We start from the raw sequence: 11,804 nt of genomic DNA, 5'->3' as shown, positions 1-11,804 counted from the left end.
ATTCGGGCCGGACAATTTGATTCGGAATACAAATCGTCAGGCCCGGTCATTCGCGTCGAAACCGGCCGCTCCCGGCCGGACGCATCACACGACGCTGCGCTTGATCGCCTGCAGTTCGGCCGTCGTCACGATCTTCTCGATCCGGAATCGCGGGCTTTCCAGCCACACGTTCGCGATCCGCCGGTACTCGTCGAGATCCTCGCACGCGAGCCGCACGAGAAAATCGAACGTGCCGCTCACGAGCCAGCAATCGAGCACGGCCGGATTCGCACGCATCTCGTCCTCGAACGGCGCCTGCGAACGCCCGTGGTCGGCCAGCACGATCTGCGCGATCACGACGATCGGCTTGGTCGCGCGCGGCGCCTTGATCACCGCACGGTAGCCCTCGATCACGCCGAGCGCCTCGAGCCGCTCCACGCGCGCCTGGCAGGGCCGCGGCGTGAGGTTCACGAGCTCCGACAGCTTCCGGTAGGAAATGCGCCCGTCGGTGCGCAGGATGTCGAGGATCCGGAGATCGATCTTGTCGAGCTGCATCTTCTTGTCGGTCATCCGCGTTCGCTCCGGTCGGGTCGTGGCTGGTGCGCGGAACGTCTCCTGTTCCGCGCGGGGGCCACATTATCCGGCCGAAGCGGCCGCGCGCCAATCGGCTAGAACCGCAGCGACAGGCAGGTCAGGCCGCCGTCCATCTTGCGGAACTCGCTCGTGTCGATCACGTGCAGCGGCAGCCCGAGCGACGCGATCGCGTCGTGCACGCGCGGGTAGCCGGCCGGCGTGATCAGCGTGCCGTTCACGCGCAGCGTGTTGCCCGCGTATTCGTCGGCGGCCGAGATCGCGATCCGGCGATAGTCGGCGAATGCCGGATGCGCGGCCAGCGCTTCGGTCACGAGCAGCGTGTCGTCGCCGAGCGCGTTGACGACCGACTTCAGATGCAGGCCGGCACCCACCGGCACCGCGACGACCGAATAGCCGTAGCGCGACACGAGCGATTCGAACGCGGCGATGCCTTCGGCGTCGGTACGGCCTGTCAGGCCGATGTAGAAGCGCTTGCCGACCAGCATTACGTCGCCGCCGTCGAGACGGCCGTCCTGCATCGGCAGCAGGTCGCGATGCGCGGCGAGCGCCGCTTCGATGTGCGCCGTCTCGCCGCGCCGGGCGGGTGCACCGGGGCGCGTGATCACCGCGAATTCCGGCGTCACGACCGCGACGTCCTCGACGAAGTGCGAATCGGGAAACGCGTCCAGCGGCGGCAGTTCGGTCAGCTCGACGCCCAGCGTACGCAGCGCGTCGCAGTATGCGTGGAACTGCGTGAGCGTCTTGTCGTAGTCGGGCGCGCCGAGCGCGGCAGTGGTCAGGCCCGCGCCACAGGACGGCGCGGGACGGCGAACGATCGCTTGCGTGAATTGCATCGACTCCTCCATGGTCAGCGCCACACCCGTGCGGCACACGGGGCGGCTGCGTTGTGTCCGGACCATTATCGGAAGCCAAATTGCGCAATTCGCGTCGATTTCGGCTGCGCCGACAGCCGATTGCGTCGAATTGCACGCTGCCCGCAGCGGATTCGGCAGACGGCCGTTCACTCATGTTGCGCAACGCGCAACCGCGTGGCGAACGGCCGCTTTCCCGTGCGACGCGGGCTAAGCGCCCGGCCCGAACCCCATCTGCGAACGGCCGAGCGCCGAGAGATCGCCCTCCCCGCCGCGTCCGTCGAATTCGACCTCGAAATGGTCGGCCGGAAAATCGGGCGGGCTCTCGCCGCGCAGGAACGCGACCCGCTGGCGCAGCAGGTACGCGTCGTTCTTCGCGCAACCGGGCGCGGCCGCGATGTACATCACGTTGCTGTCGCCGCTGCCGCGGTGCGCATCCTCGACCGCGTGCACGACGTCGCCATGCCAGAACACCGCGTCGCCCGGCTCCATGTGCGGGATCGGCACCAGCGCATCGAGCAACAGTGCGTGCCATTCAGGCCGGATCGACAGCGCGCGACCCGGACGCGCGCCGCACAGGTCGTCGTCGGCGACATCGTCCTGCAGCGCGCGCAGCACGACATAGGCCATCGCGTTCGCAACCGGGATCAACTGCAGCGTGCCGTCGCCCGGCCCCTGCGGCGTGAGCGCGGTCCAGCCCTGGAACGTGCGGAACATCGAGCACACGGCCGGCGACGGAATCTCCTCGACGTCCGGACGGAACGCCGCATCGAACGGGTCGTAATCACGCCAGCGGCCGGCCAGCACGTGACGGTAGACCCGGCGGAAGTTCGCGCCGAGCCAGCGTTCGACGGAACCGCCGTCGACATGCGGCGACAGCCCGAGCGACGTCGAACCGGGCGGGCGGCGGCGAATCCGGTCCGCATAGGCCGGCACCTGGTCGGGATCGAAGTGCGTACGCCCGCCGTCGGCGTGCCGCCACAGGCGGTTCAGGAACACGCGCGCCTGCGTCAGCGCCGGCGACTGGCGCGCAGCCACCTGCGGCTTCGACCAATAAACGCCGTAGATCTGCGGCTTGCCCGACGCAAGGTTGCCGAAATAGCGGTCCTCGGCGCGCGCATCGAGCCGCTCGGCGAAGCGGTTCGCGTCCAGGTACGCGCCGATCTCGTCGTTCCAGTCGCGCGCCTGCCGCGCATCGAATACGCGACGGATCACGACCGCGCCATGCGCGCGGATCGCTGCGACCGCGCGCGGATCGACGGTCCCGCCCGCGATGTCCGCGAACGGCACCACCGGAATCACGTCGTGGCCATGCGCATGCGCGCGGCGGATCGCGTCGACCTGCCGCGCGATGTCGCCCTCCAGCTCGCGGAACGTGGCCGCATAACCGGGCAGGTCGGCGCGCAGCCGCTTTTTCGCGTCGCGAATCGCGGCAGGCAAATCGTCAATCGTCAGTTGCATCGTGGTCTCCTCGCTGACAGGTGTCGTGATGTGCCGTCAGCGTACGGCCGGCGCGCAGCCGAGATCACCGTTATCCGGCCAACTATCGATACAATCCTGACAACCCTGGATCACTCGGGACGATGGCAGACCACGCACAGCTTGTTGCCGTCCGGATCGCGGAAATAGGCGCCGTAGTAATCGCGGTGATAGTCCGGCCGCAGGCCCGGCGGCCCTTCGCAGGTGCCGCCGTGGCGCAGCGCGAGCGCGTGGCAGCGATCGACGTGCGCGCGCGTCGGCGCAACGAACGCGATCGTGTGGCCGTTGCCCGGTTCGGGCGCGCGGCCGTCGAGCGGCTGGCCGAAGAAGAACAGCGGCCGGTCGGCGTCGGCCGGCATCCAGCCCGACCAGCCGTCCGGCTCGCGGAATTTCAGGCGCAGCCCGAGTTCCGCGAACAGCGGCGCGTAGAAATCGTAGGCGCGCGCGGTATCGCTGACGCCCACGCAAACATGTGAAAACATGGCATTGCTCCGTCGTGACGATCGCCCTCGATCATGCCATGGCGCGATGCCCGCCCTCTCCCGGAGGCCGCGATGAAACCGCAGTACGAGCACGTGACGTTCGCCCCCGGCTGTTCGATCCGTGTCTATCACCGCCAGCTCGCGCGCATTCCGTTCGAATGGCATCGCCATCCCGAGTACGAACTGACGCTGACGCTCAACAGCCGCGGCCGGCGCTTCATCGGCGATCACGTCGCGCACTATGCGGACGACGACCTGGTGCTCGTGCCGCCCAACCTGCCGCATACCTGGTCGTCGAACGCACGCATCGATCGCGATGCGCCCGAAGTCGCCGTCGTCATCTGGTTCGACGGCGACTGGGCGCGGCGGCTGGCCGACTGTTGTCCCGAATACGCGCCGCTGCGTTCGCTGCTGCGGCGTGCCGCACCGGGCCTGCGCTTCGACACGGACACAGCCCGTGCGATGCGGGCGCGGCTGCCGCACCTGCTCGATCCGTCGCCGCGCACCAGGCTCGCGGCCGCGCTCGACACGCTCGCCGATCTCGCGGAAGCCGGCGGCGAGCCGCTCGCCACAGCGCACGCATACGACCGGACCGAACGCACGACATCGCACGCCGATACGGCCGCCCCCGAAGCCGAGCGCCTCGACCGCGTGCTCGACGCGATCGACCGGCACTTCCACGAACCGCTGCGCATCGACGCGCTCGCCGCCGCTGCGCACATGTCCGAACGCACGCTGCAGCGCCTGTTCGTCCGGCATCTCGGCGAAAGCGTCGGGCGCTACGTGCAGCGGCTGCGGCTCGCGCACGCGTGCCGCCATCTCGTCGGCACCGACTGGCCGATCGCGACCGTGGCCGCGCGCTGCGGCATTCCGAATGCCGCGAACTTCAACCGCCAGTTCCTTGCCGCACGCGGGATGACGCCCGGCGCCTACCGGCAGTTCTTCGTGCGGCACGGCCACGCACCCGATGACGACGCGCCCGCACTCGACACACGCCCTCCGTCGCTGGAGCATCGCGCCGATCCGGCGCGCAAATGAAAACACCCCGACGGGATGACCCGTCGGGGTGTCGTGGCGTTGCGATTGCCCGACGCGAGCGGCCTGCCGGCCGTTCGCGCCACACACGGCTTAACGTGCGTTGAGCGGCTTCGCTTCGCGCGGCGTATCGCCGATGAACAGCTGACGCGGACGGCCGATCTTCTGCTCCGGATCGCCGATCATTTCGTTCCACTGTGCGATCCAGCCGACCGTACGTGCCATCGCGAAGATACACGTGAACATCGACGTCGGGATGCCCAGCGCGCGCTGAACGATGCCCGAGTAGAAGTCGACGTTCGGGTACAGCTTGCGCGACACGAAGTACTCGTCTTCCAGCGCGATCTTCTCGAGCTGCATCGCGAGCTTGAACAGCGGGTCGTCATGCAGGCCCAGTTCGTTCAGCACTTCGTAGCACGTTTCGCGCATCAGCTTCGCACGCGGGTCGTAGTTCTTGTACACGCGGTGACCGAAGCCCATCAGCTTCACGCCCGAATTCTTGTCCTTCACCTGCTTGATGAATTCGGGGATGTTGTCCGGCGAACCGATCTGCTCGAGCATGTTCAGCGCGGCTTCGTTCGCACCACCGTGCGCCGGGCCCCACAGACACGCGATACCGGCCGCGATACATGCGAACGGGTTCGCGCCCGACGAGCCGGCCAGGCGGACGGTCGACGTCGATGCGTTCTGCTCGTGGTCGGCGTGCAGGATCAGGATACGGTCGAGTGCGCGGACGAGCACGTCGTTGACCTTGTACTCTTCGCACGGGTTCGAGAACATCATGTGCATGAAGTTCGCGCTGTACGACAGCGAGTTCTTCGGATACACGAACGGCTGGCCGATGCTGTACTTGTATGCCATCGCGACGAGCGTCGGCAGCTTCGCGATCATGCGGATCGCCGACACTTCACGGTGACGCGGATCGTTGATGTCGAGCGAGTCGTGGTAGAACGCCGACAGCGCGCCGACTGCGGCGACCAGGATCGCCATCGGGTGCGCGTCGCGGCGGAAGCCACGGAAGAAGAAGTGCATCTGCTCGTGCACCATCGTGTGCTTCGTGACGGTGTCGACGAATTCCTTCTTCTGCGCTGCGTTCGGCAGTTCGCCCTTCAGCAGCAGGTAGCAGCTTTCGAGGAAGTCCGCGTTTTGCGCGAGGTTGTCGATCGGGTAGCCGCGGTACAGCAGCTCGCCCTTGTCGCCGTCGATGTACGTGATCGCCGAATTACAAGCTGCCGTCGACATGAAGCCCGGGTCGTACGTGAACTTGCCGGTCTGGCCGTACAGCTTGCGGATGTCGATCACGTCCGGGCCCATCGTGCCCTTGTAGATCGGCAGTTCGACGCTCGGCGAGTTGTCGCTGAACGATAGCGTGGCTTTAACATCAGACGGAGTCATGGCACATCCTCAATCGAAATAAAGAAACGGGATTCGATAACGGGCACAACGTGTCACACCTTGGCGTTACACGTTGCGCAGCATCTCCAACAGCCGGTGAATGTCCTGGCTGTCTAGGTCGCCTTCTGGTTCCTTGCGCGCGAGGAGCAAGTCCATCAGGTCGTTGTCGCTCAGATCGAGCAGGCGCGACAACGCGCCTACGTCTGCATCGGTGAGGTCATGCTCGTATCTGCCGAAGAAACGCTCGAATACGATGTCGTTTTCCAGCAGACCCCGCCGCGCGCGCCAGCGAAGGCGCGCGCGACGGTGCGGGTCGGATTGATGCGAATCGTCGCTCATTGCTGCCCGGCCTTAAACCGCGCGGCGAACCATCAGTTCCTTGATCTTGCCGATCGCCTTCGTCGGGTTCAGGCCCTTCGGGCAAACGTCGACGCAGTTCATGATCGTATGGCAACGGAACAGACGGTACGGGTCTTCCAGGTTGTCGAGACGCTCGCCGGTAGCGGTGTCGCGGCTGTCCGCGATGAAGCGGTAAGCCTGCAGCAGGCCGGCCGGGCCGACGAACTTGTCCGGGTTCCACCAGAAGCTCGGGCACGACGTCGAGCAGCTCGCGCACAGAATGCACTCGTACACGCCGTCGAGCTCGTCGCGTTCTTCCGGCGACTGGAGGCGTTCCTTCTCCGGCGGCGGCGCGTCGTTGATCAGGTACGGCTTGATCGAGTGGTACTGGTTGAAGAAGTGCGTCATGTCGACGATCAGGTCGCGCACGACGGGCAGGCCCGGCAGCGGACGCAGCACGATCTTCTGCGGCAGGTCGTTCAGGTTCGTCAGGCACGCGAGACCGTTCTTGCCGTTGATGTTCATCGCGTCCGAGCCGCACACGCCTTCACGGCACGAACGGCGGAACGACAGCGTCTCGTCCAGTGCCTTCAGCTTCACCAGTGCGTCGAGCAGCATGCGCTCATGCTGGATCTCGAGCTCGTACGTCTGCATGCGCGGCGCTGCGTCCTTGTCCGGATCGTAGCGGTAGACTTCAAAAATGCGTTTTGCCATTTCGGATTCCTTTGACTCGGCTTAGAACGTGCGCGGCTTCGGCGGCACGGAGTCGACCGTCAGCGGCTTCATTTGAACCGGCTTGTAGTCGAGGCGATCGCCTTCGCTGTACCACAGCGTGTGGCGCAGCCAGTTCTCGTCGTCGCGGTGTTCGTAGTCGCTGTGTGCGTGCGCGCCACGGCTTTCCTTGCGCGCTTCCGCCGACACCATCGTGGCGCGGGCCACTTCGATCAGGTTCTCCAGCTCGAGCGCTTCGACGCGCGCGGTGTTGAACACCTTCGACTTGTCCTTCAGGTGGATGTTTTCCACGCGCGCCTTCAGGCCGGCCATCTGGTCGACGCCTTCCTTCAGCAGCTCCGACGTGCGGAACACACCTGCGTGCTTCTGCATCGTCGAACGGATGTCGTTCGCGACGTCCTGCGTGTATTCGCCCGAGGTCGACTTGTCCAGCTTCGCCAGGCGCGCCAGCGAGAATTCGCCTGCGTCAGCCGGCAGCGGCTTGTGTTCCTTCTGGCTCTTCACGTGCTCGACGATGTGGTTGCCGGCCGCACGGCCGAACACCACGAGGTCCAGCAGCGAGTTCGTGCCGAGGCGGTTCGCGCCGTGCACGGACACGCACGAGCATTCGCCCACTGCGTAGAAGCCGTTGACCGGATCCTTGTGACCGCGCGACGTGCCGACGACCTGGCCGTGGATGTTGGTCGGGATGCCGCCCATCTGGTAGTGGATCGTCGGGACGACCGGGATCGGTTCCTTGATCGCGTCGACGTTCGCGAACTTCAGCGCGATTTCGCGGATCGACGGCAGACGCTTCATGATCGTCTCGGCGCCGATGTGCGACAGGTCGAGCAGCACGTGATCCTTGTTCGGACCCACGCCGCGGCCTTCCTTGATTTCCTGGTCCATCGAACGCGACACGAAGTCACGCGGCGCCAGGTCCTTCAGCGTCGGTGCATAGCGTTCCATGAAGCGCTCGCCGTTCGCGTTGCGCAGGATACCGCCTTCGCCGCGCACGCCTTCGGTGATCAGCACGCCCGCGCCGGCCACGCCGGTCGGGTGGAACTGCCAGAACTCCATGTCCTGCAGCGCGATGCCCGAGCGCGCAGCCATGCCGAGGCCGTCGCCGGTGTTGATGAACGCGTTGGTCGATGCCGCGAAGATCCGGCCTGCGCCGCCCGTCGCGAACAGCGTCGTCTTGCCTTCCATGATGTAGACGTCGCCCGTCTCCATCTCGAGGGCCGTCACGCCGAGCACGTCGCCGTCCGCGTCGCGGATCAGGTCGAGCGCCATCCATTCGACGAAGAACTGCGTCTTCGCTTCGACGTTCTGCTGGTACAGCGTGTGCAGCAGCGCGTGACCGGTACGGTCGGCGGCCGCGCATGCGCGCTGGACCGGCTTCTCGCCGTAGTTCGCGGTATGGCCGCCGAACGGGCGCTGGTAGATCGTGCCGTCCGCATTGCGGTCGAACGGCATGCCGAAGTGTTCGAGTTCGTACACGACGTTCGGCGCTTCACGGCACATGAACTCGATCGCGTCCTGGTCGCCGAGCCAGTCGGAGCCCTTGATCGTGTCGTAGAAGTGGAAGTGCCAGTTGTCTTCGCTCATGTTGCCGAGCGACGCACCGATACCGCCCTGCGCGGCCACCGTGTGCGAACGCGTCGGGAACACCTTCGACAGCACGCCGACCGACAGGCCCGCGCGCGACAGTTGCAGCGCTGCGCGCAAGCCGGAGCCGCCCGCGCCGACGATCACGACGTCAAACTTGCGGCGCGGGAGATTAGTTTTGATTGCAGCCATTCTTTACACTCTCCAGAGAATCTGCGCGGCGTAGCCCGCACATGCGAGCAGCCAGACGATGGTCAGCGATTGCAGCAGCAGGCGCACACCGACGGGCTTCACGTAGTCCATCCAGATGTCGCGCACGCCGACCCATGCGTGGTAGAAGAGGGAAAGCAGCATCACGAAGGTCGCGAGCTTCATCCATTGCGCGGCGAAGATCGATGCCCAGCCTTCGTACGAGAAATCGTGCGCGCCGAAGAACAGGACGAGCAGAATGACCGTGTAGACCGCCATGATCGTGGCGGTGATGCGCTGCGCAAGCCAGTCGCGCAGGCCGTAATGTGCGCCGACGACGAGGCGCTTCGAGCCGATTCGGTTATTGGCTGCCATTTTCTTAGAATGCTCCGAACAGTTTGAGTGCCATGGCGATCGTCAGGGCGATCGAGACGACAAAGACGACGACTGCCGTCCGCTTGCCGCCTTCCTTCGTGACGGCGTCGTGGTTGACGTCCATCAGCAGGTGGCGAATGCCGGCGCAGAAATGGTGGAAGAAGGCCCACGACAGTGCGAGGACGATCAGCTTGACGATGATGTTGGAGAGGAAAGCCTTGAAGACTTCGAAGCTGAGCTCGGACGTGAGGCTCTGGTCGAAGAGGAACAGCAGGAACGGCAGGAACAAGAACAGCAGCGCGCCGCTGACTCGATGGAGAATCGACAATATCGCTGCCAGCGGCATGCGATATTTCATCGTGATATCGGCGAATCCGATGTTCCGGTATTCCGGCCTCGGCTTTCTTACTGCATCAGTCATGCTAGACCCCTACTATGTTGTCACACTAATCCGCGATTTTAGCGCCTTTTTATATCGCGCTGCAGCGAAAGTCTGCTCTGGATAGTTGCGCGAACTAGAACAAAAGGCGGCCCGAAACGTGCTTCGCGAGCGTGGGAAACGCGAACGCACTCGGCTTGAGCCGAAACTCCGTCAACTCAAGTCATTCTGATAGTAGTACCCGGTTGTGACATACCAGCCGCGACGCACCTCCACCGGCCGGTCACCATATGTATAGGACACGCGCTCGACCGACAGCAACGGAAAACCCGCCGGCACGTGCAGCAGGTCGGCCACCGCCGGCTCCGCCGCCACCGCGCGGATCTTCTCCGTCGCGCGAATCATCCGCGTGCCGAACTCCGTCTCGAACATCGCGTAGAGCGGCCCCTTGTACTCGCTCAGCCGCTCGAACGTGAGCCCGCGGAACATCGCGCCCGGCAGCCAGATCTCGTCGAGCACCGTCACTTCGTTCTCGAACTCCAGCAGGCGGCGCACCTGCACGACCGGATCGGCCGGCTTCAGGTCGAGCTGCCGCGCGATCTCGGCCGGCGCGCGCAGGCGCCGGCATTCGAGCAGGCGGCTCACGTGCGGATGCTCGGCACCGTCGTCGGCCAGCAGGCGCAGGAAGCGGAACTGCGCGCGATCTTCATTGTGCGTCGCAACAAAAGTACCCTTGCCCTGCCGCCGGACCACGAGGTTTTCCGCGGCCAGTTCGTCGATCGCCTTGCGGACGGTGCCCTGGCTGACCTTGTAGCGGGCCGCGAGCTCCACCTCGCTCGGGATGATCTCGCCCGGCTTCCATTCACCGGATTCGAGACTTTGCGTGATCAATGACTTAATCTGCTGGTATAACGGGCTGAACGTCGGCGACGGCGGCGCCGCAGGCGAAGGCGCGGGATCGCTCGCGCCCGGCTGCCCTGGGCCGCCTGCGCCGGTCTGATTCGCGGTATTCGCCTGGTTCGATGTCATGGCGCGCATTTCATCACAAACCGCACTTTTTCGTCCACTCAATTTCCGCAAAACATCTGTCTTATATAAGACATATGATACCGTTTGACTTTGCGCGTGACGGCTCCTACACTCCCGGTCGAGCAAGGGTTCGCGGGTGCAAAAGCGCGTCCCCGGCTACGTGCCACGGCCGTCTCCAGGTTCACCGCGTCTGCCATCGCGAGTCCTCCGCCCTGCTTCAATGCAACGCTTCGCACAACGCGCATAGAATGGCGTTTTCGCTAGCGTCCAACGCTTCACCCGTCCTGGAGATTTTCAATGGCTAAGCCCGCAAAGCGCGTTGCCGTCACCGGCGCCGCAGGTCAAATCGCTTACTCCCTGCTGTTCCGCATCGCGAACGGCGACCTGCTCGGCAAGGACCAGCCGGTCATCCTGCAACTGCTCGACCTCCCGCAAGCCCAAGCCGCCGTCAAAGGCGTCGTGATGGAACTCGACGATTGCGCGTTCCCGCTGCTGGCGGGCGTCGTGATCACCGACGATCCGAAGGTCGCATTCAAGGATGCCGACGTCGCACTGCTGGTCGGCGCACGTCCGCGCTCGAAGGGCATGGAGCGCAAGGACCTGCTGTCGGCGAACGCCGAAATCTTCACGGTTCAGGGCGCTGCGCTGAACGAAGTCGCCAGCCGCGACGTGAAGGTGCTGGTCGTCGGCAACCCGGCGAACACGAACGCCTACATCGCGATGAAGTCGGCGCCGGATCTGCCGAAGAAGAACTTCACGGCGATGCTGCGCCTCGACCACAACCGCGCGCTGTCGCAGCTCGCAGCGAAGTCGGGCAAGCCGGTCGCCTCGATCGAGAAGCTCGCCGTGTGGGGCAACCACTCGCCGACGATGTACCCCGACTTCCGCTTCGCGACCGCCGAAGGCGAATCGCTGCTGAAGCTGATCAACGACGACGTGTGGAACCGTGACACGTTCATCCCGACCGTCGGCAAGCGCGGCGCGGCGATCATCGAAGCGCGCGGCCTGTCGTCGGCGGCGTCGGCAGCCAACGCGGCGATCGACCACGTGCGTGACTGGGTCCTCGGCACGAACGGCAAGTGGGTCACGATGGGCATCCCGTCGGACGGCTCGTACGGCATCCCCGAAGACATCATCTACGGCGTGCCGGTCGTGTGCGAAAACGGCGAGTACAAGCGCATCGAAGGCCTGGAAATCGACGCATTCTCGCGCGAGAAGATGGACGGCACGCTGGCCGAGCTGCTCGAAGAGCGCGATGGCGTTGCCCACCTGCTGAAGAACTAAGCATCACGTGCCTTTGCCGGGCGGCTCTCGGGCCGCCCGGTTCCGGCCCGGGCCGGCGCCAGCCGCCGGCCCGGC

At 65.2% G+C, this 11,804-nt stretch carries 13 protein-coding genes; 2 read left to right on the top strand and 11 right to left on the bottom strand.

The features are described from left to right. Nucleotides 1-84 precede the first annotated feature (84 nt). The 4 genes from AB3K92_RS12735 to AB3K92_RS12720 all read right to left on the bottom strand — a co-directional run bounded on the left by AB3K92_RS12735 (nt 85) and on the right by AB3K92_RS12720 (nt 3,385). Nucleotides 85-549 (bottom strand): Lrp/AsnC family transcriptional regulator, encoded by a 465-nt coding sequence (locus tag AB3K92_RS12735; protein WP_021158710.1) that lies wholly within the window; start codon nt 547-549, stop codon nt 85-87. A 98-nt stretch (nt 550-647) separates the two neighbouring features. Continuing rightward, a complete protein-coding gene (locus tag AB3K92_RS12730; protein ID WP_021158709.1) occupies nt 648-1,406 on the bottom strand; it encodes a dimethylarginine dimethylaminohydrolase family protein in 759 nt (252 codons plus the stop codon). Nucleotides 1,407-1,634: 228 nt separating this feature from the next. After that, on the bottom strand, nt 1,635-2,885 hold the full coding sequence (locus tag AB3K92_RS12725; protein WP_124588318.1) for a DUF1479 domain-containing protein: 1,251 nt from the start codon (nt 2,883-2,885) through the stop codon (nt 1,635-1,637). Between the two features lie 110 nt (nt 2,886-2,995). Next, entirely contained in the window at nt 2,996-3,385 is a 390-nt protein-coding gene (locus AB3K92_RS12720) for a VOC family protein (protein ID WP_021158706.1), read from the bottom strand. 72 nt (nt 3,386-3,457) lie between these two features. Between AB3K92_RS12720 and AB3K92_RS12715 the strand changes: the two genes are divergently transcribed. After that, complete coding sequence (locus AB3K92_RS12715; RefSeq protein WP_059591769.1) at nt 3,458-4,423, top strand: AraC family transcriptional regulator; 966 nt, start codon at nt 3,458-3,460, stop codon at nt 4,421-4,423. 90 nt (nt 4,424-4,513) lie between these two features. Here AB3K92_RS12715 and gltA read toward each other — a convergent pair whose 3' ends face one another. From gltA to AB3K92_RS12680, 7 genes are all read right to left on the bottom strand, one after another. Continuing rightward, nucleotides 4,514-5,815 (bottom strand): citrate synthase, encoded by a 1,302-nt coding sequence (gltA, locus tag AB3K92_RS12710; RefSeq protein ID WP_011355741.1) that lies wholly within the window; start codon nt 5,813-5,815, stop codon nt 4,514-4,516. A gap of 66 nt (nt 5,816-5,881) precedes the next feature. Beyond that, the gene (locus AB3K92_RS12705; RefSeq protein ID WP_369465197.1) at nt 5,882-6,154 is read right to left on the bottom strand and encodes a succinate dehydrogenase assembly factor 2; all 273 of its coding nucleotides are present in this window, start codon (nt 6,152-6,154) and stop codon (nt 5,882-5,884) included. 12 nt (nt 6,155-6,166) lie between these two features. Next, nucleotides 6,167-6,868 (bottom strand): succinate dehydrogenase iron-sulfur subunit, encoded by a 702-nt coding sequence (locus tag AB3K92_RS12700; protein WP_006479352.1) that lies wholly within the window; start codon nt 6,866-6,868, stop codon nt 6,167-6,169. 21 nt (nt 6,869-6,889) lie between these two features. After that, nucleotides 6,890-8,665, bottom strand: a complete 1,776-nt coding sequence (gene sdhA, locus AB3K92_RS12695) for a succinate dehydrogenase flavoprotein subunit (protein WP_021158704.1) — start codon at nt 8,663-8,665, stop codon at nt 6,890-6,892. A gap of 3 nt (nt 8,666-8,668) precedes the next feature. Then, nucleotides 8,669-9,037 (bottom strand): succinate dehydrogenase, hydrophobic membrane anchor protein, encoded by a 369-nt coding sequence (gene sdhD, locus AB3K92_RS12690; RefSeq protein WP_011355745.1) that lies wholly within the window; start codon nt 9,035-9,037, stop codon nt 8,669-8,671. Nucleotides 9,038-9,041: 4 nt separating this feature from the next. Beyond that, nucleotides 9,042-9,458: a succinate dehydrogenase, cytochrome b556 subunit gene (sdhC, locus tag AB3K92_RS12685; protein ID WP_021158703.1), complete on the bottom strand. Its 417-nt coding sequence runs from the start codon at nt 9,456-9,458 to the stop codon at nt 9,042-9,044. Nucleotides 9,459-9,629: 171 nt separating this feature from the next. Further along, nucleotides 9,630-10,454, bottom strand: a complete 825-nt coding sequence (locus tag AB3K92_RS12680; RefSeq protein WP_034196031.1) for a GntR family transcriptional regulator — start codon at nt 10,452-10,454, stop codon at nt 9,630-9,632. Between the two features lie 288 nt (nt 10,455-10,742). Here AB3K92_RS12680 and AB3K92_RS12675 point away from each other — a divergent pair, with 288 nt between their 5' ends. Continuing rightward, complete coding sequence (locus AB3K92_RS12675) at nt 10,743-11,729, top strand: malate dehydrogenase (protein ID WP_027791119.1); 987 nt, start codon at nt 10,743-10,745, stop codon at nt 11,727-11,729. Nucleotides 11,730-11,804 lie beyond the last annotated feature (75 nt).

The organism is Burkholderia sp. Bmkn7 (assembly GCF_041103175.1).
Classification (GTDB): domain Bacteria; phylum Pseudomonadota; class Gammaproteobacteria; order Burkholderiales; family Burkholderiaceae; genus Burkholderia; species Burkholderia cepacia.
Note: the sequence above shows the minus strand (reverse complement) of the source record. Positions and strands in the feature narration are given on the sequence as shown.

Bases quoted from the DNA above. Each gene is read 5' to 3' on its own strand.
- AB3K92_RS12735 (WP_021158710.1), bottom strand. From the start codon at position 549: ATGACCGACAAGAAGATGCAGCTCGACAAGATCGATCTCCGGATCCTC.
- AB3K92_RS12730 (WP_021158709.1), bottom strand. From the start codon at position 1,406: ATGCAATTCACGCAAGCGATCGTTCGCCGTCCCGCGCCGTCCTGTGGC.
- AB3K92_RS12725 (WP_124588318.1), bottom strand. From the start codon at position 2,885: ATGCAACTGACGATTGACGATTTGCCTGCCGCGATTCGCGACGCGAAA.
- AB3K92_RS12720 (WP_021158706.1), bottom strand. From the start codon at position 3,385: ATGTTTTCACATGTTTGCGTGGGCGTCAGCGATACCGCGCGCGCCTAC.
- AB3K92_RS12715 (WP_059591769.1), top strand. From the start codon at position 3,458: ATGAAACCGCAGTACGAGCACGTGACGTTCGCCCCCGGCTGTTCGATC.
- gltA (WP_011355741.1), bottom strand. From the start codon at position 5,815: ATGACTCCGTCTGATGTTAAAGCCACGCTATCGTTCAGCGACAACTCG.
- AB3K92_RS12705 (WP_369465197.1), bottom strand. From the start codon at position 6,154: ATGAGCGACGATTCGCATCAATCCGACCCGCACCGTCGCGCGCGCCTT.
- AB3K92_RS12700 (WP_006479352.1), bottom strand. From the start codon at position 6,868: ATGGCAAAACGCATTTTTGAAGTCTACCGCTACGATCCGGACAAGGAC.
- sdhA (WP_021158704.1), bottom strand. From the start codon at position 8,665: ATGGCTGCAATCAAAACTAATCTCCCGCGCCGCAAGTTTGACGTCGTG.
- sdhD (WP_011355745.1), bottom strand. From the start codon at position 9,037: ATGGCAGCCAATAACCGAATCGGCTCGAAGCGCCTCGTCGTCGGCGCA.
- sdhC (WP_021158703.1), bottom strand. From the start codon at position 9,458: ATGACTGATGCAGTAAGAAAGCCGAGGCCGGAATACCGGAACATCGGA.
- AB3K92_RS12680 (WP_034196031.1), bottom strand. From the start codon at position 10,454: ATGCGCGCCATGACATCGAACCAGGCGAATACCGCGAATCAGACCGGC.
- AB3K92_RS12675 (WP_027791119.1), top strand. From the start codon at position 10,743: ATGGCTAAGCCCGCAAAGCGCGTTGCCGTCACCGGCGCCGCAGGTCAA.